Source organism: Helicobacter burdigaliensis (assembly GCF_003670295.1).
GTDB classification, from domain to species: domain Bacteria; phylum Campylobacterota; class Campylobacteria; order Campylobacterales; family Helicobacteraceae; genus Helicobacter_D; species Helicobacter_D burdigaliensis.
Genome location: NZ_QXJG01000002.1, coordinates 1 through 24,931 on the forward strand (window position 1 = coordinate 1; position 24,931 = coordinate 24,931).

Annotated in this window: 22 protein-coding genes and 1 pseudogene; 11 read left to right on the forward strand and 12 right to left on the reverse strand. The window is 32.7% G+C overall.

Annotated elements, in window-relative coordinates:
- A pseudogene (locus EBF09_RS01300) lies at window positions 1-1,438 on the forward strand (hypothetical protein); the annotation flags it as partial.
- A gap of 333 nt (window positions 1,439-1,771) precedes the next feature.
- A complete protein-coding gene (locus EBF09_RS01305; RefSeq protein ID WP_121763354.1) occupies window positions 1,772-2,200 on the forward strand; it encodes a hypothetical protein in 429 nt (142 codons plus the stop codon).
- Window positions 2,201-3,243: 1,043 nt separating this feature from the next.
- Here EBF09_RS01305 and EBF09_RS01315 read toward each other — a convergent pair.
- The 10 genes from EBF09_RS01315 to gap all read right to left on the reverse strand — a co-directional run bounded on the left by EBF09_RS01315 (window position 3,244) and on the right by gap (window position 13,942).
- Window positions 3,244-3,969 (reverse strand): hypothetical protein, encoded by a 726-nt coding sequence (locus EBF09_RS01315; RefSeq protein WP_121763356.1) that lies wholly within the window; start codon window positions 3,967-3,969, stop codon window positions 3,244-3,246.
- Between the two features lie 129 nt (window positions 3,970-4,098).
- Entirely contained in the window at window positions 4,099-4,452 is a 354-nt protein-coding gene (rplT, locus tag EBF09_RS01320; protein ID WP_121763357.1) for a 50S ribosomal protein L20, read from the reverse strand.
- Between the two features lie 95 nt (window positions 4,453-4,547).
- Window positions 4,548-4,742, reverse strand: coding sequence for a 50S ribosomal protein L35 (gene rpmI / locus EBF09_RS01325; protein ID WP_121763358.1), 195 nt, complete (start codon window positions 4,740-4,742; stop codon window positions 4,548-4,550).
- Window positions 4,743-4,767: 25 nt separating this feature from the next.
- Window positions 4,768-5,283, reverse strand: coding sequence for a translation initiation factor IF-3 (infC, locus tag EBF09_RS01330; RefSeq protein ID WP_121763359.1), 516 nt, complete (start codon window positions 5,281-5,283; stop codon window positions 4,768-4,770).
- Window positions 5,280-7,097, reverse strand: coding sequence for a threonine--tRNA ligase (thrS, locus tag EBF09_RS01335; RefSeq protein ID WP_121763360.1), 1,818 nt, complete (start codon window positions 7,095-7,097; stop codon window positions 5,280-5,282). The genes infC and thrS overlap by 4 nt, the downstream gene beginning before the upstream one ends.
- 97 nt (window positions 7,098-7,194) lie before the next feature.
- Window positions 7,195-9,984 carry a cytochrome c biogenesis protein CcsA gene (gene ccsA / locus EBF09_RS01340; protein ID WP_121763361.1) on the reverse strand — a complete coding sequence of 930 codons (2,790 nt, stop codon included), beginning with the start codon at window positions 9,982-9,984 and terminating at the stop codon, window positions 7,195-7,197.
- Between the two features lie 89 nt (window positions 9,985-10,073).
- Window positions 10,074-10,655 carry a thioredoxin fold domain-containing protein gene (locus EBF09_RS01345; RefSeq protein ID WP_121763362.1) on the reverse strand — a complete coding sequence of 194 codons (582 nt, stop codon included), beginning with the start codon at window positions 10,653-10,655 and terminating at the stop codon, window positions 10,074-10,076.
- Window positions 10,652-11,602 (reverse strand): ferrochelatase, encoded by a 951-nt coding sequence (gene hemH / locus EBF09_RS01350; RefSeq protein ID WP_408609803.1) that lies wholly within the window; start codon window positions 11,600-11,602, stop codon window positions 10,652-10,654. The genes EBF09_RS01345 and hemH overlap by 4 nt, the downstream gene beginning before the upstream one ends.
- On the reverse strand, window positions 11,595-12,932 hold the full coding sequence (locus EBF09_RS01355) for a M99 family carboxypeptidase catalytic domain-containing protein (protein ID WP_121763364.1): 1,338 nt from the start codon (window positions 12,930-12,932) through the stop codon (window positions 11,595-11,597). The genes hemH and EBF09_RS01355 overlap by 8 nt, the downstream gene beginning before the upstream one ends.
- 5 nt (window positions 12,933-12,937) lie before the next feature.
- A complete protein-coding gene (gene gap / locus EBF09_RS01360) occupies window positions 12,938-13,942 on the reverse strand; it encodes a type I glyceraldehyde-3-phosphate dehydrogenase (RefSeq protein ID WP_121763521.1) in 1,005 nt (334 codons plus the stop codon).
- Between the two features lie 159 nt (window positions 13,943-14,101).
- Between gap and EBF09_RS01365 the strand changes: the two genes are divergently transcribed.
- The gene (locus tag EBF09_RS01365) at window positions 14,102-14,809 is read left to right on the forward strand and encodes a Bax inhibitor-1/YccA family protein (protein ID WP_121763365.1); all 708 of its coding nucleotides are present in this window, start codon (window positions 14,102-14,104) and stop codon (window positions 14,807-14,809) included.
- Window positions 14,802-15,209 (forward strand): thiamine-phosphate pyrophosphorylase, encoded by a 408-nt coding sequence (locus tag EBF09_RS01370; protein ID WP_121763366.1) that lies wholly within the window; start codon window positions 14,802-14,804, stop codon window positions 15,207-15,209. The genes EBF09_RS01365 and EBF09_RS01370 overlap by 8 nt, the downstream gene beginning before the upstream one ends.
- Here EBF09_RS01370 and EBF09_RS01375 read toward each other — a convergent pair.
- Window positions 15,202-16,086 carry a DMT family transporter gene (locus EBF09_RS01375; protein ID WP_232817617.1) on the reverse strand — a complete coding sequence of 295 codons (885 nt, stop codon included), beginning with the start codon at window positions 16,084-16,086 and terminating at the stop codon, window positions 15,202-15,204. The two genes, EBF09_RS01370 and EBF09_RS01375, sit on opposite strands and share 8 nt — an antisense overlap.
- Window positions 16,087-16,163: 77 nt before the next feature.
- On the opposite strand from EBF09_RS01375, the gene der reads away from it, so the two are divergent.
- Window positions 16,164-17,546, forward strand: coding sequence for a ribosome biogenesis GTPase Der (der, locus tag EBF09_RS01380; protein WP_121763367.1), 1,383 nt, complete (start codon window positions 16,164-16,166; stop codon window positions 17,544-17,546).
- An 86-nt stretch (window positions 17,547-17,632) separates the two neighbouring features.
- On the opposite strand, the gene EBF09_RS01385 is transcribed toward der, so the two are convergent.
- Entirely contained in the window at window positions 17,633-18,673 is a 1,041-nt protein-coding gene (locus tag EBF09_RS01385; RefSeq protein WP_121763368.1) for an agmatine deiminase family protein, read from the reverse strand.
- Between the two features lie 63 nt (window positions 18,674-18,736).
- Between EBF09_RS01385 and EBF09_RS01390 the strand changes: the two genes are divergently transcribed.
- The 6 genes from EBF09_RS01390 to EBF09_RS01415 are packed head-to-tail and all read left to right on the forward strand — an operon-like array spanning window position 18,737 to window position 24,877.
- The gene (locus EBF09_RS01390) at window positions 18,737-19,357 is read left to right on the forward strand and encodes a hydrogenase-4 component G (protein WP_232817618.1); all 621 of its coding nucleotides are present in this window, start codon (window positions 18,737-18,739) and stop codon (window positions 19,355-19,357) included.
- A 9-nt stretch (window positions 19,358-19,366) separates the two neighbouring features.
- Complete coding sequence (gene tsaD, locus EBF09_RS01395; protein ID WP_121763369.1) at window positions 19,367-20,428, forward strand: tRNA (adenosine(37)-N6)-threonylcarbamoyltransferase complex transferase subunit TsaD; 1,062 nt, start codon at window positions 19,367-19,369, stop codon at window positions 20,426-20,428.
- A gap of 36 nt (window positions 20,429-20,464) precedes the next feature.
- On the forward strand, window positions 20,465-20,959 hold the full coding sequence (gene tpx / locus EBF09_RS01400) for a thiol peroxidase (protein ID WP_121763370.1): 495 nt from the start codon (window positions 20,465-20,467) through the stop codon (window positions 20,957-20,959).
- 8 nt (window positions 20,960-20,967) lie between these two features.
- Window positions 20,968-21,516 carry a YqiA/YcfP family alpha/beta fold hydrolase gene (locus EBF09_RS01405; protein WP_121763371.1) on the forward strand — a complete coding sequence of 183 codons (549 nt, stop codon included), beginning with the start codon at window positions 20,968-20,970 and terminating at the stop codon, window positions 21,514-21,516.
- A gap of 59 nt (window positions 21,517-21,575) precedes the next feature.
- Window positions 21,576-23,531 (forward strand): cache domain-containing protein, encoded by a 1,956-nt coding sequence (locus EBF09_RS01410; protein ID WP_121763372.1) that lies wholly within the window; start codon window positions 21,576-21,578, stop codon window positions 23,529-23,531.
- 14 nt (window positions 23,532-23,545) lie between these two features.
- A complete protein-coding gene (locus tag EBF09_RS01415; RefSeq protein ID WP_121763373.1) occupies window positions 23,546-24,877 on the forward strand; it encodes a sodium-dependent transporter in 1,332 nt (443 codons plus the stop codon).
- The last annotated feature ends 54 nt before the right edge of the window (window positions 24,878-24,931 follow it).

Sequence of the window (24,931 nt, forward strand, 5' to 3'; positions counted from 1 at the left end):
TAATGAAGAACTAAAGAAACCTAGTGGAAATGTAAATGAAGAACTACATCTCGTAGGGAATAATGTATTTATTAATGTAGAGGGAATTAAATCTAATTCTGTGATTGCTAGTGCATATAAAAGTGGAGCATTACAGCAAAGCACTACAAACTTTATTACAAATCCTAATGCAATTACTAACTTTAACTTTAGCATAAAAGATTATGAGAATGTAGAGGGTAATAGCAATAATGCTATTAGCAATAGAGAATTTAAAAAGTATGCGACTATGGCTAGTGCAGAAGATTGGAAAAACTTTGCTAATGGGTGGAATAATAATACAAATAATATGCAAACTTTCTTTGATGAATATCATTTGATTGGTGATATTGATTTTAGCACTTATGTAGATAGCGAGGGAAAGCAAATTGCTATTGATCCGGTGGGGGTTTATCAATATGGGCTTGATGAGAATGGACAACCTACTGAAGAGGATATAAAAGTACCCTTTAATAAAGTCTTTAATGGCAATGGATATACATTAAGTAATGTATTGATTGATACAAACTATCATAGTTTGGGATTATTTGGAAATATCAAAAATGCGAGTATTTCTAATCTTAATATTAATGGGTTAAATTTTAATTATGGCAATCAAGATAGAATTATTAATATTGGTAGCTTTGCAGGACATATAACAAATTCTAATGTTTCTAATATCAATATTAGTAATGTAGGGGAAATAAAGGGAGATTCTGTAGGAATAGCAAGTGGATGGATGCAGGTTACAGCAGGTGGATTTGCAGGCACCGTTACCAATTCTAATATTCGTAGTATTATTTTAAAGAATGTTGAAAGTATTAAAGGACAAAATTCGGAAGGTGTGGAGGGTTACTGGGGTGCTGGAAGAGTAGGGGGATTTATGGGGGTGGCTGTTTATAGTGATAATTATCTTATTGAAAATATTTTTATTGATGGAATAGGCAGTGTAGAAAATCACTTTGACCATGTAAGAGCTAGTACAGGAGGTTTCTATGGAGATGGATATATAAGTGGCAAATCGAAAGTAAACAATATAGTCATTAAAAATATTGATAGAATCTATGCTAAAAATGGGCTGGCATCAGGTTTTGCAAGTGGTACGGAGACCGTTAATAATATCTCTAATATCTATATTTATTTTTCTAAAGATGCAGAGATTGTATCTGATAAAGGAGATGCTTATAAATTTTCAGCATTCTATGGTGATGCTAAAAATGTAAATGTATATTATCAAGAAGGAAGATTAGTAGGTGTAGGTGAAGGCTCTACTAATGGTAACCCTATTAATTATGTAACTTATAAAGAAGATATGGAAAAAGAATTTGATAGCATAGTGGCTAAAGATAGTAGCTTTCAAGATAATGGATGGCATGTAGATGATAATGGCAATCTAAGTTTTATAGAAGAAAAGCAATAAAACTTTCTTACCGGCAACGACTTCTCTAGCGATTTAGTAAAACAAATCATCAAAGATTTTTATGAGGGTAAAATCATCATTGATTTACAAAACAGCTTTGATGCTAATGGAAACTTTATCTATTCTAGTTTAGATGAATCTTTAAAACAAAGTATTGCATTCTTATTAGCTTTTAGTGATAAAGACTTAGGAGCATTAGAAACTATTTTAGCAAGTAATCAAACAAATAACTTTGAAATCACAAAACCAGAAATCAACCATATAAAAGAAATCCAAAATAAATTTAAAGAAGATATAAAAGCTCTAGGAAGTAAAATAGCCTTTTTAAAAGAAATGGAAAATCTTATCTACTCTTATAACAATGCTATTGATGAAAGCCATAAACAAGCTTTAGCAAAAGATATTAAAAAACAATTAGATAAGATGAATAAGATTCAAGAAGAACTAGAAAGCTATGTGGCTAAAGGAGAATATCACTTTAAAAATGAAGACGGAGAAGAACAAGTGGGCTTTGTAATGCTAACTAATCCTTTTAATCTTGTTTTTAAAGAAAACACAGATGATACACTAGATCAAACCCTAACCACACCCCTAAAAGACATTAACTCTTCTATGATAAACAAAGAAAAGGTAGTTTTAGTAAAACCAGCAGAAGAAGAAAAAGAAGCTCTAGATGAAGAGAAAGGAACTCTAAATAGTAGGACTTGTGTTGTATCAGAGAACTTTAAGACAAATAATCCTTGTATGGCAGAAAGAATTTAAAATTCGTATTGGGGTAAGCAATATAAAAGATTTGAAAGATTTTAAGGGGTTCGCAAACCTTATGTTTAGCCTCACCCCTAAAATCTTCCAAAAGCTTTCATAGCCTTACCGCCACTACTAGAATTTATTTTTACTATTTCAAAACTTATGAATCTTTTAAGACATTGACTTCCTGAAAAGCCCTTTAAGGCTTTTATTATATGCTGTAACTACTAGAATTTATAATTATTTTTATTGCTGTAAATAATCCTAAACTACTTATATTGTCATTGCGAGGAGCGTTAGCGACGAAGCAATCTAATTGCCAGAATCTTAAAAAAACCTTTCATAAAAACTTAAATTGCAATGTAAGCCTATGGACTGCCACGAGCTAAAGCTATTGCAGTAACAAAGATAAAAACTCTTTACTGTAAAAGAATTCTCGTGGCTTAAGGGAAGAAAACTTTGGTATTCTACTCTCCTTGAAAGAAATTTTTTAAATAAAGAGTATGGTGTAATAAATAAAATAAAAGATGATGAAACTTTATATAAAAAGTGTTTTTTCACAAAAACGCCTCTCCCCCTCCCCACTCCCCCGAGCACAAAAAGCTCCCTTTGTGGTGGAGAACCTCGCCTTTTCTGCTTCTAGCTTTCGTGCAAGCGTTGCACTCTTACAATTCTTTTTCTACACTCCAGCACCACGAAGCAGAGCGAGAGAATGTTTGCAAAAAACCTTTTAGATTTGCACTTTGCTTTGCTCGTGGATAGTTTGGCGTGTATGCTTTGGCACAATGTGCCTCGCAATGACAGGAGAGAGGGGGGTGTAATGATGAAATAGATTTGTAGTGGTTAAAATTAGATTGCTTCGTTGCTTTGCTCCTCGCAATGAAAGGTGGGTGGGGTAAAATCTTGCGATGACAAGAGAAAATATTTTGCTTGTTCTTTTGGATTTGCATTGTGTTTTGTTTATGGATAGTTTCGTTTGTATGCTATTTAGTTAATTTTTGCTTTTTAAAAGAATGATAGTTACCAAAAAGGCGATTTAATCGCCTTTTAATAGGTATTTATTTGCAAATAAAAATTGCTTTAGCTTTTAGTGTCCTTAGTGCTTTTTTGTCTTGAGGCATAGAAATATTTTCAAGTGAAACATCACTAGAAGCTCCTAGCATAAGACTATTTTTTCTCATAAGAGGGGAAGGCATGCTAAGATCATTTTCTCCTAAAGCAACCTCTTGCACTGAACATTTCTTTTGTGTAATTTTAGAGTAATCTTTGGCTTTTTGCATAATTTGAATCAAAATTTCTTCTTGTAATTTTTTGTCAAAATTTTTAACACTTTCTTGAGTGGCAATATTTTCACTTTTTGGAATAGGGAATAATAGCCATTTATTGTTAGAAACTTCTTTTTCTATAAATTTCAAATAGTGATTAAAAGTTTCAATCTCTTTTTGGGTATTGAAATTACATTCTAAATTATATGAGGTTTCAAAGCCACTTTGTTGTTTTGTGTTATTTTTATACTCATAAAAGGGATTGATTTCAAAGCCACCTCCCATACAAATATCCCCTAAAACTTGCTTATTAATTGCATTAAAAGTTTTGATAATAGAGTTTTTATCTTCTAATGAGAGATTTTTTGTTTCTCTTAATTTTTGAGAGCCTAATATTTGGATATTACTTTTATAAGAATTGTTGGGTATTTCTTTTGAAAGCTCAAAGTTTTGTGATATTTTCATCTCTGCTAATAATAGTCCGCTCATAAAAGTAGCAAGTAGTAACATTTTTTTCATAAACAATCCTTGGTGTAGAAATTTGTATATTATAACAATATATAATTTTAGAAAGTCTTATTTTAAAAAATATATATGAAGTATATATGAAGTTTGAGAGTTAAAGCCATTTGGCTTTAACTTTTTATATTAGAGGGCTTTTTTAGCACTCTCTACAATTTTTGCAAAGTTTTCTGGCTCATTCATAGCAATATCTGCTAGTATTTTTCTATCTAGCGCAATGCCTGCCTTTTTTAAGCCAAACATAAATCTTGAATAAGAGATTGCATTCATTCTGCAAGCAGCATTGATTCTTACAATCCAAAGTTTTCTAAAATCTCTTTTCTTTTGTTTTCTATCGCGAAACGCATAACATAAACTTCTCTCTAATTGCTCTTTAGCTTTTCTAAAATGTTTGCGTCTTGCACTATAGAAACCTCTTGCTAGTTTTAAAACTTTTTTGTGTCTTCTTCTTCTTACGACACCTGTTTTTACTCTTGCCATTTTAATTCCTTTACCATATTGTGGTGTGGTATTTCTACCAAACTTGCCCTAACTTTAGGGGAATGACATACTAAAATGTATGAAACTTTAAAACCTTATGCCATACATAGCATTTTTTTAACAGATTCAAGATTTGCATCATGAACATATTTTGGTGCATTTAAGTTTGCGATTTTTCTTGGTCGCTTTTTAGTCAAAATATGGCTTTTATAAGCAGAACCGCGTTTAACAAGATTCTTTTTAAGCTTGAATCTCTTCGCTGCACCACGATTTGTTTTCATTTTTGGCATCGCTTTACTCCTTTCATAAGATAAATTATTTTTTGGGGGTTACGAGCATATTTACATAACGCCCTTCTACTTTGAAATCTCTATCTACATTTGCAACATCTTCTAACATTGTAGCAACTTTTTCTAAGACTTCAAAACCTGCTTGAGGCTCACTCACCTCACGCCCACGCAAGAAAACTCTAAATCTTACATGCTTGTTTTCTTCTAAGAATTCTCTTGCATGTTTTACTTTGTAATTAATATCATTGATTGCTATCTTTACAGAAAGCTTTATCTCTTTGATTTCAATTTGTTTTTGTTTTTTCTTGGCTTCTTTTAGCTTTTTTTCTTGTTGGTAGCGAAACTTCCCATAATCCATAATTTTACATACAGGAGGCTTTGCATTTGCTGCAATCAAAACTAAATCTAGTCCTTTTTGTTCTGCAATTTTTAGGGCTTCTTGTGAGCTTATTACTCCATATTGCTCACCATCATCGCCCACACAACGAACTTCTGGAAAATCAATCTCCTCATTTAGGATCACTTCTTCATTTTTACTCAAAAACTAACCTCACTCATTTTCTCCTTTAATAGTTTAATAAACTCCTCTTTTTGCATTATACTTTGTTCTTTGTTTCTTCTATCTCTAATGGATACTTTTTGTTCTTCTACCTCCTTAGCTCCGATTACTGCTATCATAGGAACTCTTTGTTTTTCAGCATTTCTAATGCGTTTATTAAGAGTTTCATTTTTATTTTCAATTTCTGCATAAATACCAAATCTTAAAAGCTCATTACGCAAATTTTTTGCATAGGCATTTTGATCTTCACCAATAGGTATAATAATAAGCTGTGTAGGAGCCACAAAGAAAGGAAATTCTCCTCCAAAATGTTCTGTTAATATAGCAATAAATCTTTCAAAACTTCCTAAAATTGCTCTATGAATCATTACAGGTTGCTGTGCGCTGTTTTGCTCATCTGTGTATTCTAGTTTAAAGCGTTCTGGTAAGTTCATATCAATCTGAATAGTTCCACATTGCCATTTTCTGCCAATTGCATCTGTGATTTTAATATCAATCTTAGGCCCATAAAATGCACCTCCACCCTCATCAATTTTATAAGGGATTTTGCAAACTTCAAGAGCATTTTTTAAAGCAAGTGTAGCTTCTTCCCATACAGCATCATCGCCTATGGATTTTTCTGGGCGTGTAGAGATTTCCATTTCATAGCTAAAATCAAATGCGGCCATAATTTTTTGTGTAAAATCAATAATATTTTGCACTTCATTTGCGATTTGATTAGGACGACAGAAAATATGTGCATCATCTTGTGTGAATTCTCTAACCCTTAAAAGTCCGTGCAATACCCCACTTTTTTCATGGCGATGGACTACACCATATTCATAAAATCTTAAAGGCAAGTCGCGATAGCTTCTCAAAGTATTTTGATAAACTTTGATATGTCCCACACAATTCATAGGTTTAATGCCGTATTCTACTTCATCAATAGTAGTAAAATACATATTTTCACCATAATTTGCATAATGTCCGCTTGTCTTCCATACTGCACTTTTTAGAATCTCTGGACCCCTTACAGGCTCATATTCACGCTCTATTAGTGCTTGTGTTAAAAGCTTTTCAATATTTCTTCTAAGTCTTGCACCTTTTGGAAGCCATATTGGAAGCCCTGCACCTACTTCTTCATCAAATGTAAAAAGCTCCATTTCCACACAAAGCTTTCTATGATCGCGTTTTTTGGCTTCTTCCATTTGTCTTAGATATTGATTAAGACTTTCTTTATCTGCAAAAGCAATGCCGTAGATTCTTGTTAGCATTTCTGCTTTTTCATCTCCTCCTAAATATGCTCCTGCAATTTTAGTGAGTTTAAATGCTTGGAGAAGCTTTAGAGTAGGCAAGTGGGGGCCTCTGCATAAATCTTCAAATTCACCTTGTGAATAAATGCTAAGTGTCCCATCGCCTTGTGGAATTTTACTGATTACAGCTTGTTTTAAGTCATCATTGGCAAATTTTGCAATTGCCTCTTCTCTTTTTAAGCTATATTTTGTAATTTTTTCGCCTTTTTTAGCAATTTCTTTCATTTTGGCTTCTATTTTTGGTAAATCTTCTTCGCTAATTTTTTGATTCACTCTAAAATCATAATAGAAACCCTCATCTACCACAGGACCGACGAAAAATTGCGCTTCTTTGTAGAGTGCTTTGATGGCTTCTGCCATTAAATGTGCACAAGTGTGTCGCATAATTGCTAAGGATAGAGGAGAATTATCAAAATAGATTTCTTCTCCATTTATATTAAGTTCTTGTGCTGTTTGTGTATCATAAATCTCATTTTGGATTTTATAACCTATTATTTGAGACATTAAAAACTTGCCTTTTTACTTTATAAATTTTAAAACAAAAAGCTTATTATAGCAAAAAAACAACAATTATGGCTTAATCTAAAGTAAGTTCTTTAGATTAAGATAATTTTGGAGGTTGTAAATCGCTTTTTCTTGAAGCTAGAATGATTAATAAAATAGTTGTGGCAACAAAATAATAAAGGAAAGATGGGATAGGAAGTGGATCTCCTGCAGCATAAGAATGCAATCCTGAAAGGTAGAAATTTACCCCAAAATAAGTCATTAGAATAGAATAAAATGCTACTACACTTAAAGTTGCAAAGACATAAGGAGAATTGCCTTTAGGAATAAATCTAGCATGAAGCACAATAATATATACTACAATAGAAATAAGCGCCCAAGTTTCTTTAGGGTCCCAGCCCCAATAGCGTCCCCAAGATTCATTAGCCCATACACCTCCTAAGAAATTTCCAACCGTTAGCATTGAAAGTCCTAAAATCATCGCCATTTCATTAATAACATGTAGTGTGAGAATAGTAGAATCAATTTGTGGGTAGTTTTTATTCCTTAGAATAAATAATGCTAAAGTGATAGCACCCAACAAGAAGCAAAGCCCTAAAAATCCATAACTTGCGGTGATGATAGAAACATGGATATTTAGCCAATAAGATTTTAAGACAGGCACGAGATTTCCAATTTGAGGATCCATAAAGCCTAAATGTGCTACAAAAAGAGAAATCCCTGCTAGAAAGCTTGAAGTAGAGAGTGCTAGATAGCTACGCCTAAAGAAAAGCACCCCTGCAATACCAGCAGCCCAAGCAATATAGATCATTGATTCATAGGCATTGCTCCAAGGGGCATGTCCGCCTACATACCATCTAACTCCAAGACCTATTGTGTGTGTTAAGGCTAATAATACAATAAAAATGTAAAGAATTGTAGTTAAAGGAATAAAGACGCTTTGGTTTCTAAAGATTTGTATAATTACTACAAAAAATAAAATTAAACCTGCAATAATGTAAAAATAGGTTAAATTATCAAAAATATTATAATGGTTTAGGAATATTTCTAACTCTAATTTGCTTTTAGAAGGCAATAAATCTGCACCAAATTTTTCTTGTATAGTTTTAAAAGATTTGAGTGCTAAATCTGCATTTTCCCATTTGTTTTCCACAAGCCCTTGATGGAAGCTTGCAAAATATGCACCAAAAAGCTTTTGTAAATGTGTAGAATCTTTTGTATCAAAATTTGCCATAGCATCAGATGGGGCATACCAAGTGTTGCTTTCTTGTTTGAAATCAGGGATAATTCTTAAAGCTTGTGCTGTGTAAATCAAGAAAGCCGCATTTATTCTCTCATCTACGGCTATGACATCTTTATCAAATGTGCTACGCATTGCGGGTTTTTTTCTGTTGGCTTCTTCTACAAAATTTGTGAGCTTATATTCTCCCTCTTTTGTGAAAAGATCATCAAAAGCAATGCGTTTTTGGTCTTTGCTAACTCCTATTAACTCTCTTAATTTTGGGGTTTTAGTAGAAATCATATTGATGCGTTTAAATTCTGCTGGATAAGTCATCATACCTAGCAAAATTTGCATATTGCTTAGGCCTTGAAAATTATCTGTTTGTGTGATTTTATGCACATATTCCATGGCTAGAGTATCAAGAGGCTTGATTCTTCCTCCAAAATCTTGCACTAAGATTTTTCCAAACTTGTTTGCATGAGTGCTAGAGTTTTTCTTGAGATGATCTAATAAGTCTTGAATATTCTCTTTGGTGATTGTGATTTCTTGGTGTGGATTTGTTGTGTTGTTTTCGTTTGCATAAAGAGGAGCGTTAAAAAGGGCTAAACTACATGCAAATAAAAGTGCCAAATTTTGGTTTTTTAAATATCTTCCTAATTTATAAAAGCGTCCATTTTTCACAAAAAACGACCATAAAAGTCCAAGCGTTAGCATAGCATATCCAATATAAGTTGGGATTTTTCCTGGATCTTTATTGACAGAAAGAACTGTTCCTAGCTCGTCTTGATCATAAGAGGATTGAAAAAATCTAAAACCTCCATAATCTAATACATTATTCATAAAGATTCGATAGGGTTGCTTGATGTTGTTTGTAGTATCTTCTAAAATGATTTCTGAAGCATAAGAAGAAGGACTCATGGAGCCTGCATAGCGATCAAGCTGAAAGTCTTTAAGCTCTAGATAAAAAGGTAAAACTTTATCGATGCTCCCCCATTCTAGCCCAAGTTTTAAATCGCCCACCATTAAAAGAGTTGGACCTTGTCCCATTGTATTTTTTTCTATTTCTATAATTTCTTGATTGTTTTGATAAGCGATTTCTACTTTTAAGCGTTCTAGGGACATTTTGTCTTCTGCTGGGGTGTATTCTAAAAATTTGATACTTAGAGTTTGCTTGTTTTGCGGAAGTTCAAAAGTTTTATCAAAATGTTGTTGGACTAATGGAGTGAGATTGACTGGAAAATAAGCACGATAAACTTTATCTGTTTTTATGAAGATTGATAAAAACTCTTCTTGGGTTTTTATGGTGTTGCTTTTTTCTCCTTCTCTTATATGCATTACTCCTTCAAATCCATAATAGCGTGTGATTGCTGCCCCTATAAAAATCACTACTAAAGAAGAGTGGAATAAAACGCTTGCATACTTTTTTCTTTGCCAAGCACGCGAGAGTAGCAACACGCCTATGAGATTTAAAACGAGTAGCAAATGCAATAAATCAAACCATTGCGTATTGTAAATGAGGGCTTTAGCAGATGGAGTTCCATAGTCATTCTCTACGAAAGTTGCTACCGCACAGGCACTTCCATAAATAAATAATAAAACAAAAGTAACCCAAAAATTACAAAAACCCTTGATAACAAAATTGAGAAAATTTTTAACGCTTTTCATAACTTCCTTTCTTTATTTGGACAACACAAAGTAAATTTGTATTCTAGTTTTACTTGAATAACGATTGATAAACTAGAAATTTTTTATGGTTACTTTTCTAAGAATTCTTGCAAATGTTTCGCAATTTCCTTTTCCTCTAGACTTTCCCAAGCAGGATCGCTTAAAAATTTCAAAGTTTTGAAGAATCTTTCTTTAGGCATAAAGCCTGGATATACATATAAAATCTTTCCTTTTGCACTTAAAAAAACCATTGTGGGAGTAGGCTTAATGCTAAAATATTCTCCTAACTCCTGTGTGTTTAGGATTTTATCTTGCATAAAGGAGATTTTATGCTCTTTAGTGTAGCTAAGATTGATGTAATAAGGAGAATAATTTTCTTGAATATATTTTTTAACTTCTTCATTTTCTTTGATGAGGGTTTTTAATTTATCACAAAAAATGCAACCATTAGCTGCAAATACTAAAAAATAAGGTCTATCGCCTTTGGTTGTAATTTCTTTAGTATCTAAAAAGACATCCGCAACTTCTGCATACGAATTTTTATCCACATTTTGCATTGCTTCTATATGGCTTGTAGAATCTTGCGTCCCACTAGAGACTAAATCTTCCTCATTACAACCTATAAAAAAAATGATTGAAATAGCTAAAATTAAGAATTGAATTTTTTTCATTTTGCTTCCTTTAATTGATTTAAAATAAATTTTGCAAAGTCCTCATCGTCATTAAGGCATTTACAAACTATAAATTCTTTAATGCCTAAACTTAAAGCTTCCTGCTTGTATTGGAGTGAGAGTTCAAAATCGGTTTCAGAATTGTCCATAGTAAATGCAATAGGATAAATGATAACCTTTTTATCCTTGTAGGATTTTAGCAAGTGTTGTAAGCTAGGCTCTAGCCATTTAATAGGGCCAATTTTAGATTGATAGGCTACTTTGATGCTTGCAAAATCTAATCCTTCTTTTGCCAAAAGTTCTTTTAAAATTTCTACATTTTCTAAAATTTCTTTTTGATAGGGATCGCCTCTATTTATATTTCTTTGTGGGAGAGAATGGGCGGAGAAGATGAGATGAAAGTCTTTTGAGTTTTTATCGGCTAAGCCTTCTTTGATTTTTTTGAGAATGGCTTGATTGTAGAGTTTATCCCAGTAGTAGTTTTTGACTACTTTTATTTTTGGATGATAGTTTAGCTCTTTTAATGCTTTTAGAAAATCTTCATAAGAGGATTGAAAAGTAGTGTAGCTAAAATGAGGATACATACTAAAAAGAATAATTTCTTCCACTCCTTTTTGAAAAAGATCAAAAGCTACCATTTTAGCAAAGGGTGGTGTATAACGCATAGCATAAGTAAAATAATATTCGCTATTTAGGACATTTAGTTTTTCGCAAAGAGAAAAGGTAAGGGCGACAAGAGGGGATTTCCCGCCGATTTGTTTGTAGTTGTTTTGGGATTCTTCTAAGCGTTTATTGACGATGAAATTTGCCACCATTTTGCGCATAAAATCGGATTTTATACTAAGAATATAGGGATCATTAAACATATTTTGCAAAAAAACTTTAACCTCATGTAAGGAGTTTGGACCTCCCATATTTAAAAGAACAACCGCTTTATTTTTATTCATCATTTTTCTCCATTATTATCATACCGCAAAATTCATCTCCCTTATAAGCTTCTATTCTAAAGCTATTACCTTGCTTATCTAGGCTAAAATTTTTGTCAATTTTATCAATATATAGATTATCTTCACTGATTATTCCTTTTTTGGAATATCCTATTACATTGATTCTTATATCTTTTGTAGGTTTAATCAAAAAGCCTTTTTGAAACTTTAGAGAATCTCCTAATTTGACATTGCAAAAATCCTTGTCATCTGCTTTGATTTCTAGGCTTTCTAAAGTGCAACGCATACTAAAATAATCAGGCTTTAAAGTGCTTATTTTTTGATGTCCGATGTAGATTTCATAGCCTTTATTAGTTTGCTTTACTCTTCCAAGTGGGTGTGAAAAGCTAAAGGAATTATCCTCTTTTTTTAAAGGTATGAAGTTAAGTTGTGTTCTTATGTTGTTTAGCTTTAGAAGGGTTTTTTGGTTGATATTTAAAGTCCCAAAATCATCTAGCTTTTTTCTAACTCCCTCTAGAGTGAAGTCAAAATCTCTACTAAAAGTGATTCCTAAAATCTCCATTAATGCTTCAATGGAGCTTAGTTGATAATATACTTTTAAATCTAACTCTTTAATGTTTTTACTAGTTTCAATGGCAATAGAGGGTTTTAGGTTTGTAATTGCAAAAAATGTAAGGGAGTTTTGTTGCTCTTCATCTTTAAAACGGGTTTGCGTGTTTCTCACACCAAAAGTGTGAAAATCATAATGCAAATTTTGATTGAGTTTTGTTTCAATCTTTTTAGTAATTTCATCTAAGTTTCCAAAAGGCACATTATCCAATGTTTTTTGATCAATTACATAGGTTTGCCCCCAAGCTTTTGGGTTAAAGATTGCATTTTCCCATTTTTCCCTATAAAATCCATGCCCATCGTGCAAATTAATAATAAAATCCACTTCTTTGTATGTAATCAATTCTTTAATTTTCCAAACATTCTCATAATCTGGATCACTAAGCTTTATAGTTGCAAATTTTCTATTCATATCTTTATAGATTCCGCGCCTAAAGGCTAAAATGCTATCAGGATTTAAATTAGGAACTACATAAAGATTACCTTTTTTGATTTTATAGGAGCTTAGCAACACAGAAGGACTAAAATAGCCCCCAGGTTCATCTCCATGGATTCCACCAATTACAAGCAGTGTAGGGCCTTCTTCCTCTCCTTTTAGATGATATACACTAAAAGGAGCGTTTTGTTTATCTCTTAGCTTTTGCAAAGACATCGAATGAGCATAAACAAAATCCAATAAACAAAAACCAAAAACTAATAAAACCTTTAAAAACAATCCCATCTAATTTATCCCACTATAAATTTTGCCATTTCTAAAATGCGATGCGAATAGCCCCATTCATTATCATACCATACCATTATTTTTGCCATATTACCACCAAGGACAAAAGTAAGATCGCTTGCAACAACCCCACTTAAAGGACAATTTAAAAAATCTTGAGAGACGCCATAATTTTCATCTACTCCTAAAATACCCTTTAAGCGATTTAAAGAAGCCTCTTTAAAAAGGGCATTAATAGCTTCTTGGGTAGTATTTTTATTTAAATTCACATTGAGATCTACCATAGAAACATCTGCAATAGGCACTCTAACGCTGTGTCCATGCAATCTATCTTTCATATTGGGTAAAACCAAATGGAGTGCTTTTGCAGCACCTGTTGTGGTGGGTATCATATTGAGTGCAGCAGCTCTTGATCTTCTAAAGTCATTTTTTTTGTGTGCGCTATCAATTAAGTTTTGATCGTTTGTGTAGCTATGAATGGTGGTTAAAATCCCTTTTTCTACCCCAAATGCTTCCTCTAAAAGCATAACAACAGGGGCAAGGGCATTAGTCGTGCAGCTTGCATTAGAGAGGATTTGCTCTCCTTTGTAATTTAGATGATTTACTCCTAAAACAAAAGTAGGGGTATCATCTTTAGCGGGTGCAGAGAAGATTACGCGTTTTGCTCCCTTTTTTAAATGGGTTTGCACTTCTTCTTTTTGTAAAAATAAACCACTTGCTTCAATCACAATATCTGCATTTAAAATATCAATAGTTTCTGGGTGTTTTTGTTGTGAAAAACGCACAGGAGTGTTGTTGAGTAAAAATAGATTTTCTTCTAGCTTTGTAGAAGTGATTTTATGGCATTGATGCACAGAATCATTTGCTAAAAGATAGTTTAAAACATCAGCATTTGCTAAATCATTAATTCCCACTAGTGTGAAATCTTCTTGCATTTTACTAAGGGCTACTCTAGCAATTGTGCGTCCAATTCTCCCAAAACCATTAATAAAAACTTTTATTTTCTGCATACTCTCTACTCTAAATTTTGCGTTTAAAAGTCTAATTGTAACAAAAAATAGTTTTTTAAAAGCTTGATACAAAAGCTTTTTTACAAAAACTTTTTATTAACAAACTCTTAACAATTTTTAGTTATAATAAAAATTCAAATTTTTTACAAGGATTTTTAGATGTCATTGTATAACAGAAGGTCAGTTGGTGATTATGCACAAGAACAAAATTCTTTTGCACAAAATGATGTAGCGCTGATTAGTTTTGTAAAACAAACTTATCAGCTTTTTGCAGCTTCACTTTTAGCAGCAACTGTGGGGGCTTATGTAGGACTTAGCACAGGTGCAGGAGCAATGGTAGCACAATTTTATATTGGATTTGTGATTTTAGAATTTGCACTTCTTATAGGATTGTTTTTTACAAAGGCAAAGCCAGGAATTAATCTTGCAATGCTTTTTGGTTTTACATTTGTAACAGGTTTAACTCTTACTCCACTTTTAAGTAGAGTTTTGGGAATGCCAGGTGGTGGTGCTATTGTAGCACAAGCATTTTTACTTACTACCATTATTTTTGGAGTGATGAGTATTTTTGCGCTAAGAACTAAAAAAGATCTAGCAAGCATGGGGAAAATGCTATTTATTGCACTAATCGTGGTTGTGATTGCATCTTTAGTAAATTTATTTTTAGGAAGCCCATTGTTGCAAGTTTTAATCGCAGGCGCAGGAGCGATTCTTTTTAGCTTATTTATTGCTTATGATACACAAAATATTGTAAGAGGATTGTATGATAGCCCAGTAATGGCAGCTGTTAGCTTATATTTAGATTTCTTAAATCTTTTTATTTCGCTTTTACAATTATTTGGTATCTTTGGCTCATCAGATGAGTAAGGAAAAAGAACAAACTTTTCGTATTATTGATGCTAACCTTAATCGCCTAAGAGAGGGGATTAGGGTAGTAGAAGACATCTTACGCTATTATTTTAACCACAAAGAATTCTCACAAACTTTAAAAAACTTACGCCATCAGTGTATTTTAGAAAATGAACAGGAATTTTTACCCTTTAGAGATTCTCTAAAAGATGTACTAAAACCCTCTAGCAAAGAAGAGCAAAACCGCACAAGCTTAAAAGACATTTGCATTGCAAATTTTAAAAGAGCTGAAGAATCTTCACGCGTTTTAGAAGAGATTTTAAAGCTAGATTCCATTCCTCAAAGTCAAAAATTTAAAAATATCCGTTATGAGCTTTATATGCTAGAAAAAGAAGTGATATTAAAATTATTTATTTAGCTTTTTTAGAAAGAACTGCTAAAATCCCACTTATTGCAATAAGCAACATTCCCAAAATCACAAAAAGGCTAGGGAGTGCATCGCCTAAAATAATTCCAGCTAGAGTTGCTAAAAAAATGCTTACATAGGAAATTGCACCCACTAGTGGAGGATTTCCCATACCATAGGCTTTTGTTAGGTAGATTTGTGCATAAGTAGAAACCACTCCTAAACCTAAAAGCAAAATCCATTCTTTAGCATTTGGTATAATAAAGGGTTCAAAAAGTGCGATAGGATAGGATTCATAAGGCACTAAAAGAGTAAAAAGAGGCAAAATTGTCCCGCTAAACATTAAAGAGCCGATGATTATGCGTTGATCGTAAAAATGTGCAAGTTTTGCAATAGAAAGATAAGCAAGTGCTGCACCCACCCCGCTATAAATCCCAATTATAAATCCCATTATGCTTAAATCTCCCCCTGTTGGGTTGCTAATGAGTAAAATCCCAAAGAATCCGATTAAAAGTGCAATCCAAAGCTTCAAAGAAACTTTATCATGGATAAAAATAGCACTAATAAGGGCTAAAAAAATCGGAGAAGTATAAGAGAAGCTAAAAGCAAGTCCAAGGGGCATTACAGACATATTATAAAAATATGCCATCATCGCACTTCCTCCTGCAAATCCTCTAAAAAACAGCACAAAAGGTTTGCCTCCTTGTCTATTTTTGGGCGGATTTAATAAAAGTGCGCTCACAATCCAAAGCAATCCAAATAAATTCCTTGCAAATGCTACTTCAATTACTGGCATATTAGGGCTTAACACTTTTACAAACATTCCCATAATGCAAAAAAGACATGCAGCAAGTAGCATGGCTAAAATTGCTTTGTTATTTTGTGACATATTTCCTACTTTAATCAATTTTATGGAATAATATTCTTAATTTTTTAAAAAAGCAATAATAAAAGGTTAATAAATCTATGGAAGAATTTTATGGAACAATCGCGATTGTTGGAAGACCCAATGCTGGTAAAAGCTCACTTTTTAATAGATTTTGCAAAGAAAGAATTGCAATTACTTCAGATGTAGCTGGGACGACGCGTGATGTGAAAAAAAATATTTTTATGCTCAAAGAACGCCCCTTTTTGCTTTTAGATACGGGTGGGCTAGATAGCCAAAATGATCTTTTTAAAAGTGTTAGCAAACATTCGCTCATTGCAGGGGAGGGTGCGGATTTAATTTTGTATTTAGTAGATGGCAAACAAGCTCCAAGCCCTGAAGATAAAAGTATTTTTTATGCCCTAGAGAAAAAAAATCCTAATATTTTTTTGGTAGTAAATAAAATAGATAATGAAAAAGAAGAGGCAAATGCGTGGGAGTTTTCTAGTTTTGGAGCAAAGAAGTGTTTTTTCATTTCTGTTTCACATAATAGAGGTATGGCTAAGCTAGAAAATGCCATAGAAAAAGAATTTAGAGCAAAAGTGCAAAACCTAGATAATCTTTTATGCAAAGAAGAGGATATAGAAAGTTTAGAGGACTTTTTGGAAGAAGACACAAAAGAAGATTTGATTAATATAGGGATTATCGGTAGGGTAAATGTGGGTAAAAGCTCCCTTTTAAATGCACTTTTAAAAGAAGAGAGATCGGTTGTTTCTAATGTTGCTGGGACTACGATTGATCCTGTAGATGAGATGGGCTATATCCAAAATACTAAAGTAAAATTTGTAGATACAGCAGGGATTAGGCGTAGGGGAAAGATTGAGGGGCTAGAAAAGTTTGCATTGCATAGAACTAAAGGTGTGCTAGAACGCACAGATATTGCGATTTTGGTGCTAGATGCTTCTAAGCCTTTTGTGGAACTAGATGAAAAAATCGCAGGTTTAGTAGATGAGTATAAATTAGGTGTAATTGTAGTGCTTAATAAATGGGATATTGCACATAAGGATTTTAAGGCTATTATGGAAGATTTTAGGCTTAGATTTAAATTCTTAGAATATGCACCTATTCTTACAATTTCAGCGAAAAATGGACGCCATATCCAAAAACTAGAAGAAGAAATTTTAAAGGTTTATAAAAACTTTAGCTCACGCCTTAGCACTTCAGTTTTAAATAATCTTATTAAAGAAGCTACACAAAGACACCCCATTCCTAGTGATAGAGGTAAAATTACTAAAATTTATTATGCTACACAATTTGATTGTAAGCCTCCACAAATTGCTTTGATTATGAATCGTCCTAATAGTTTGCATTTTAGCTATAAACGCTATCTTGTTAATTTTTTACGCGAGAGAATGGATTTTAGTGGCACTAGAATTATCTTTATTGCTAGGGGTAAAAACGCCTTTAAAGAGGAAGAAGAATAAAATTTAAAGATATGTAGTTAAGGCAAAGCCTAAAAGGCTAAGAATGCTTGATATTGTAATAAGCTTTTTTGCTTTATTGTAAAGCCTTAATTAAGATTTAAAAGAGTGTTTTTGGGAAACTGCATACTAATGCAATGCAAACTCCCATGCTGTCTTATTAGCACACTACAATCAATAGGGATAATTTTATGGTTTGGGAGTGCTTTTGTTAAAATTTCTATGGCTAAAGCATCGTTTTTATCATTATAAATAGGAAGCAAAAGCGCCCCATTGATAAAAAGAAAATTTGCATAAGTAGCAGGCAATCTTTCATTATCATAATATTTTGGTGTGCAAAAGGGCAGGGCTACAAGATTAAAGGGCTTATTTTCAAGATCTCTTAATTCTTTTAGTTCTTCTTCCATAGCTTTTAGTGCTTCATAATGAATATCGCTTTTATCTTCGCATTTTAGATAAGCTATGGTATTTGGTGTGATAAAACGCGCTAGAGTATCGATGTGGCTATCTGTATCATCTCCTTCTAAAAAGCCAAAATTAAGCCATAAAACTTTTTTAATCCCCAAAACTTTTTTTAAAATTTTCTCTATTTTATCTTTAGAGTAGGCAGGATTTCTGTTTTTTTCTAGTAAGCATTGAGTGTTTGTGAGTAAAATCCCCTCTCCATTGCTTTCAATGCTTCCACCCTCTAAAATTATCTTTTGTGTTTTAACCTTTTTCAAAATCCCTTTTTCTTTGAGTTTAGCAGTGATTTGATTATCAAAATTAGAAGGAAACTTCAATCCCCATCCATTAAAACCAAAATCAAGCACAATATTTTTACCATTTTTGCAGATACTAATGCCTCCAAAATCTCTCGCCCAAGTATCATTGCTAGGAAGCTCTACTAAATGTAAATTTTTAAAATCTAAGTGCAAATTATGCACTTTAAAATAGTTTTCTATGTAATTTTTTGCTTCTATTTTGTCTTGTGCTACTAAAATACAAGCTTCTCTTTTGATAATTTTTGAAATAATTTCACAATAAACATCTCTAACTTCGTTAAGATACTCACACCAATCAGAATCTTTGTGGGGAAAAGCCAGTAAGATTCCATCTTGATTTTCCCATTCAGCATAAAATTTTTTCATAAGGACTCACTCTTTTTAAAAAAATGACGATATTATTACATATTTAACTTTAAGGAGTTTAAAATGGAAATCAAAAAAAGTGCTACCGAATATGCAAATAATTTGCAAAGCAATTTAAACCTACCTATTCAAAATGAAAATCTTGCCAAAAATGAGAATGCTACTACACAAAAAGAGGCAGATATTAAAGAAAGTGCTTCTAAAGTAGATGCAAAAGAACTCATGATGCAATATACTGTGCAGTTTCAAATGAGTGTGAGTGGGAATTTCTTAGCTCAAAGTGGGCTTAATAGTGGTTTTGGTAATTTTGGGAATGGAGAAAATTATGCAAATAATCTCCAAAAATTATTTTCAAGTCTTGATTTGTCAGCTATCGGATATGAGGGTAAGCCATTAAGGGAGTTAAGCAGTGATGAGGCTAAAGAGCTAGTGGGAGAGAATGGATTTTTTGGAATCACACAAACTTCAGATAGAATTGCAGATTTTGTGATAGCAGGTGCAAGAGAGGATATAGAGAAGCTAAAAGCAGGTAGAGAAGGGATTATTATAGGATATGAACAAGCGCAAAAAGCTTGGGGAGATGAATTGCCAGAGATTAGCAAAAAAACTCTTGATAGAGCGTTAGAAAAGATTGATAAGACTTTAGCAGATCTTGGGGTAAATGTGCTAGAGCAAGACGCATAAAGGGTGATTTTGCAAGATTTAATTTTGAGCATAGAAAGTAGTTGTGATGATAGCTCCATAGCACTTACGCAAATTAGCGATAAGAAGCTTATTTTTCATCAAAAAATTTCACAAGAAAAAGAGCATTCAAGTTATGGTGGGGTAGTGCCAGAGCTTGCAAGTAGATTGCATGCAGAGGCATTGCCTTTGATTTTAGAAAAGACAAAGCCCTATTTAAAGCAAGTAAAGGCGGTGGCTGTTACCACAGAACCCGGATTAAATATTACTTTATTAGAAGGGCTTATGATGGCAAAAACTCTTGCTTTTAGCCTAGAAGTCCCTTTAATAGCCATTAATCATTTAAAGGGGCATTTGTATTCTCTTTTTTTAGAAAAAGAAGCGATTTTTCCTCTTGGGGTTTTGCTTGTTTCTGGCGGACATACGATGCTAATAGAAGCTAGAAGCTTTGAAGAGATTAAGATTGTAGCAAGAAGTATAGATGATAGCTTTGGAGAGAGCTTTGATAAAGTGGCTAAAATGCTAGGCTTAGGGTATCCGGGCGGTCCTATTGTGGAAAGCTATGCTAAAAGAGGTGAAGCTAGTTCTTTTAGCTTTCCTGTGCCGCTCAATAGCAAAACAAAATTTGCTTTTTCTTTTTCGGGACTTAAAAATGCAATAAGGCTTGAAATTGAGAAATTTAGGGAAGATGGAGGATTTGAAGATAAAGAAAGACTAGAGATTTTTAGAGCAAATCTAAGTGCGAGTTTTCAAAAAGTAGCTTGTGAGCATCTTTTAAAAAAGTGTAAGATATTTTTTGAAAATGATCAAAAAAGTAAAGATTCTTGGGAACATTTTGCTGTGGTAGGTGGAGCAAGTGCGAATCTATTTTTACGAGAAAATTTACAAAAAATGTGTGAAAGTTATACAAAAACTTTACTTCTTGCACCTTTAGAATTTTGCTCAGATAATGCTGCAATGATAGGTAGAGTAGGCATAGAATCGTATTTAAAAGGAGAATTTAGCTCACCTTTTAATATTAAAACTAAGCCAAAAGTTAGCGATTTTAATGCAAATTTTAGTGAAGATATTTAAAAATTTGATTTTAAATTTAATAAAAAAGGAATAATTATGGTAACTTTTAAAGGTAGTGAAGTAACACTTAAAGGAAAAGAGATTAATGTAGGAGATAATGCACCTAAAGTAGATTTAATCGCAGGAGATTTAAGTGTAAAAAGCGTGGGTGGAGCAAGTGGCAAATATCAAGTAATCAATGTAGTTCCTTCTCTTGATACAGGTGTTTGTGCTATGCAAACAAGAAAATTTAACGAAAAAGCAGCTTCCTTGCCAAATACAGAAGTATTTGTAGTGTCTTTGGATTTGCCTTTTGCACAAGGAAGATTCTGCACAACTGAAGGCATTAGCAATGTAGTAGCGCTTAGCGATTTTAAAGAAAAAGCATTTGGTGAGGCTTATGGTGTATTGCTTGGTTCTTCTCCGCTTGCTGGATTGTTAAGCAGAGCTGTATTTGTAGTAAATCCTGAAGGTAAGGTTATCTATAAAGAGTTAGTGGCTGAAATCACAACAGAACCAAACTATGAAGCAGCACTTGCAAGCTTAAAATAGGGAAGCGATTGTTATTATATATACACGGCTTTCGTAGTGTTGGATTGTGCTATAAAGGGAGTTTGATAAGGGAGTTTAGCAAAGATTCTCTAACTCCTAATCTCCCTTATGCACCCAAGCTTGCCATTAAACTTTTAGAAGAAATCATCCTAAAAAATTTAGAACAATCTTGCAAAATTTCTCTTGTTGGAAGTTCGCTTGGTGGGTATTATGCGATTTATTTAGCACATAAATTTAATTTAAAAGCAGTGCTTGTAAATCCTGCAGTTTATGCTTATAGGAATCTTTCTTTGGCTATTGGAAAAGTAAATGTTCCTTATAGTGGAGAATCTTTTTTATGGACGCAAGATTTAGTAGAAGATTTAAAAGAGTTAGAAATAAAAAATCTCAAAAGTGAATTATTTATGGTGCTTTTGCAAAAAGGTGATGAGGTGCTAGATTATAAAGAGGCAGCTTTAAAATTTAAAGATTCTAAGCTTTTGATTTATGAGGGAGGTTCTCATAGATTTGAGAATTTTGAAGCACAAAAAGAAAATATTCTTCAATGGTGCTCTTAATTTTGAAAAATAGGTCAATTTTTTTTGTTATAATTTGATAAAACACAAGGAGGCAAACTATGGAATCTTCAATGATTAATCTTTTAAATAATTATATGCCGCTTATAAAAAGCTATCGTTCTCAATTTACATCTTTAAATACATTACTTGGAAAGACGACACTCACAGGTAAAATAAGCTCTCTTGATATTGCAGAAAATCTTTTTGAATATATGGAGCAAACGCAAGAAAAATTTGAAAATTTGCAAGAAAAACTTATTGATACGATTATGGAGCAAAGCTTTTTAAATAAGTATGAAGAGGCTTATACTTCTGTTTGTGTGATTTTAGATCAAATGGAAAATAAAATCACAAAATGCACACAAGAAGTTGCTATGTTTGTAGCGAGTAGATATATTTTAAAATGTTGTCAAAAAGAAGAATTTGAAGAGCTCAAAAAATATTTTAATGCTTTTTTAGAAAGCCATCAAGTTTATAAGGATATTTTGCTTTATGACTTGCAAGGAAATATCAAATTTTCAACCAAATTTGAAGCAAAAAATACTAAAAATATTGAAATTGCAGGATATAGCGAAAAATACAAAGATTGTTTTGGTAAAATTGACTTTTATCCTTTAAGCAACGAAGAAGCCTTTTATTTTGTGGCTCCTATTAAAAAAGAAGAGAACGCGTATTTATCACTCATTTTTATTATTGATTTAGAAAAAATTTTCTTTGATTCTTTAAAAAGATATCCTTATAGCATCTCTCAAGCAGTGCTTATTTTGGCAAACCAAAAGAATCAAATAATTTATTCAGACGATAGTAGAAATTTTCCAGTAGGTGGCAACTTAAATCTTCATCATCATAAAGAATATAGTTTTATTGAAAGCCATAATAAGCTTTATTTAAATGCTTCTAAGAGTTTTGAGAATGTTCCTAGAATGCAAGATTGGAAGGTTTATCGTGTAGTTCCTTTGTTGAATGCGTTTGAGCAAAAAAAGGGAGAAGAATTTAAAATTGAAAAGAAATTTTTGGAAAATTCATTGTTGATTACAGAAGATTTAGATAGTGTGATTACAGAGGCAGAAAATATCAATGAGGATTTAGGCGATGTGGTTATTAATGGTGAGATTATCGCTTCAAAAAGCCATTCTTATGCGTTAAATCCTATTTTGAATAATATTAGAATCTTAAGTGAAGAGATGAATACCCTTTGTGTGCAATCCACAGAAGAGTTGCAAAAAGGAATTTATGAAGCACTTTTTAATGTGGTGGGTTATTATTCAAGATATTCTTCTTATAGTGTGTTGGATTTGTTTTTGATGGCTTATAATGATGTGCATTGGATTAGAAAAAATGATGCTTTTAAAGATTTTGCACAAGAATGCACTAAAGAGGATAATCGCATTTTAACCTGTCTTAAACGCTTTAAGCAAGAAAGTAGTATTTATCATAATATCTTAGCCTATGATGCTAATGGGGTAGTTGTGGCAAATGGGTGTGATATACACGCGCTCAATGGGCAGAAAGTGGCAATTTGTGATAGAGTTTCTCAAAGTGTTACTTATAAAAATAATTTATTTGTTTCAGGATATGAAAAAACACCTTTTTATGCAGGAGATAAGACGATTATTTTTTACACGCCTCTTGTGAATTCTAATCGTATTGTAGGGGGGCTTGCATTTGTTTTAGAAGGAAATATTTTTAAAGATATACTTTTAAGAACCCTTTCAAAAGAATCTTCCATTCTTTCAGAAGAAAGTGAGATTTTTAGCATACTTTTGGATGCAAATCTGAATCTTTATGCAAGCACAAAAGAAGATTTTTCTTTTGAAGCTTTTAATTTTGAAGAGATTGATTTGGCATCTTTAAGGGATAAAAAACAGATTTTTAAATTTAAAGAACGCTATTATTTAGTAAGTGTGCAGATGGTAGTGAGTGATTGTGAAGATTTTAAAATGCAAGATATTTTTAGAACACCTCTTTATAATGTTGTGTTTGTTGCTATTAAAGATGAAGAAAAAGAATTTTAAATTTTAGGAGAGATATGAAAAGATTTTCAAATGTTGGATTTGTCTTAGCTACTGCTGGAAGTGCAATAGGGCTTGGTGGAATTTGGAAATTTCCTTATTTAGTGGGGCAATATGGAGGTGCTGCATTTGTGCTTGTGTTTATTGTCGCTTTTGTGCTTTTTGGAGTAAGTGTATTTATAGCAGAAATGCTTTTTGGTAGGCACACAGGGCAAAATGCCGTAAGCACTTTTGAAGTGTTAGCGCCCAAAGGAGCAAAATTCCTAAAATATGGCGGTTTTATGTTTATTTCAGGGATTTTGATTTTTTCTTTTTATGCTGTGGTTTTGGGTTGGCTTGTGCATTATTTGTTTTTAAGTGTGATAGGTATGCCAACTACTTTAGAAGAAGCACAAAGCGTTTGGGGAAATTTTGCTTCCAAAGAAGCTACATGGCAAATATTGTGGCATTTTGTAATAGTGGCACTTTGTGCTTATGTGCTTAATAAAGGTGTAAAGGCAGGGATTGAAAAACTAAATTTAATTTTAATGCCTCTTTTATTATTTATTTTTTTGGGATTGCTTGTTTATGCTATGATGCAAGATGCTTTTTGGCAGTCTTTTAACTATTTATTTGCTTTTAATTCAAGTAAATTAACCCCTCAAGTGATTGCAGAAGCAGTGGGACAAGCATTTTTTGCACTCTCTTTAGGGGTAGGGGTGATTTTGACTTATTCTAACTCCTTGCCAAAACATGGGAATTTTGTAAAATACGCTATTTATGTGGCTGTGATGAATTTCTTATTTTGTTTAGTGGCAGGACTTGTGATTTTTACTTTTATCTTTGGATATGGAAGTGAGCCAAGCCAAGAAGTGGGGTTAGTTTTTATCTCTTTACCACTTATTTTTGCTAAAATGGGAGTAAGCGGACAAATTATTGCGTTTTTATTCTTTGTGGCTCTTATATTTGCAGGGATTACTTCAGCAGTTTCTATGCTTGAACCTTTTAATGCCTACTTGATTGAACGCCATAATATGAGTAGAAAAAAGGCAAATTTTATCGGGATAGCCATTGCCTATATTTTGGGATTAATCGTGCTTTTTAGCGGACTTGATGTATTTAGTGCAGATCTTAGCTTTTTTGGTAAAAGTCTTTTTGGTTGGTTTGCTTATCTTACTAGCACATTTATGTTGCCACTTGCTGGGGTGTTTATGTGTATTTATATGGGGTGGATTTTACCAAAAGAGAAAGTTTATGCGATGTTTGAGGGGCATTTGACATCTTTTTGGTTTGTGGGTTGGTATTGGACGATTAGAGTGATTGCCCCCATTGGTATTTTAATAGTAATGTTTAGCTTGATTTTTAAATAATTAAGCAATTTTATTGTTTGCTTATCATAGTGGCAAGGTGGTTTAGTAATAATA

Bases quoted from the DNA above. Each gene is read 5' to 3' on its own strand.
- EBF09_RS01305 (WP_121763354.1), top strand. From the start codon at position 1,772: ATGGAAAATCTTATCTACTCTTATAACAATGCTATTGATGAAAGCCAT.
- EBF09_RS01315 (WP_121763356.1), bottom strand. From the start codon at position 3,969: ATGAAAAAAATGTTACTACTTGCTACTTTTATGAGCGGACTATTATTA.
- rplT (WP_121763357.1), bottom strand. From the start codon at position 4,452: ATGGCAAGAGTAAAAACAGGTGTCGTAAGAAGAAGAAGACACAAAAAA.
- rpmI (WP_121763358.1), bottom strand. From the start codon at position 4,742: ATGCCAAAAATGAAAACAAATCGTGGTGCAGCGAAGAGATTCAAGCTT.
- thrS (WP_121763360.1), bottom strand. From the start codon at position 7,097: ATGTCTCAAATAATAGGTTATAAAATCCAAAATGAGATTTATGATACA.
- ccsA (WP_121763361.1), bottom strand. From the start codon at position 9,984: ATGAAAAGCGTTAAAAATTTTCTCAATTTTGTTATCAAGGGTTTTTGT.
- EBF09_RS01345 (WP_121763362.1), bottom strand. From the start codon at position 10,655: ATGAAAAAAATTCAATTCTTAATTTTAGCTATTTCAATCATTTTTTTT.
- hemH (WP_408609803.1), bottom strand. From the start codon at position 11,602: ATGAATAAAAATAAAGCGGTTGTTCTTTTAAATATGGGAGGTCCAAAC.
- EBF09_RS01355 (WP_121763364.1), bottom strand. From the start codon at position 12,932: ATGGGATTGTTTTTAAAGGTTTTATTAGTTTTTGGTTTTTGTTTATTG.
- gap (WP_121763521.1), bottom strand. From the start codon at position 13,942: ATGCAGAAAATAAAAGTTTTTATTAATGGTTTTGGGAGAATTGGACGC.
- EBF09_RS01365 (WP_121763365.1), top strand. From the start codon at position 14,102: ATGTCATTGTATAACAGAAGGTCAGTTGGTGATTATGCACAAGAACAA.
- EBF09_RS01370 (WP_121763366.1), top strand. From the start codon at position 14,802: ATGAGTAAGGAAAAAGAACAAACTTTTCGTATTATTGATGCTAACCTT.
- EBF09_RS01375 (WP_232817617.1), bottom strand. From the start codon at position 16,086: ATGTCACAAAATAACAAAGCAATTTTAGCCATGCTACTTGCTGCATGT.
- der (WP_121763367.1), top strand. From the start codon at position 16,164: ATGGAAGAATTTTATGGAACAATCGCGATTGTTGGAAGACCCAATGCT.
- EBF09_RS01385 (WP_121763368.1), bottom strand. From the start codon at position 18,673: ATGAAAAAATTTTATGCTGAATGGGAAAATCAAGATGGAATCTTACTG.
- EBF09_RS01390 (WP_232817618.1), top strand. From the start codon at position 18,737: ATGGAAATCAAAAAAAGTGCTACCGAATATGCAAATAATTTGCAAAGC.
- tpx (WP_121763370.1), top strand. From the start codon at position 20,465: ATGGTAACTTTTAAAGGTAGTGAAGTAACACTTAAAGGAAAAGAGATT.
- EBF09_RS01410 (WP_121763372.1), top strand. From the start codon at position 21,576: ATGGAATCTTCAATGATTAATCTTTTAAATAATTATATGCCGCTTATA.
- EBF09_RS01415 (WP_121763373.1), top strand. From the start codon at position 23,546: ATGAAAAGATTTTCAAATGTTGGATTTGTCTTAGCTACTGCTGGAAGT.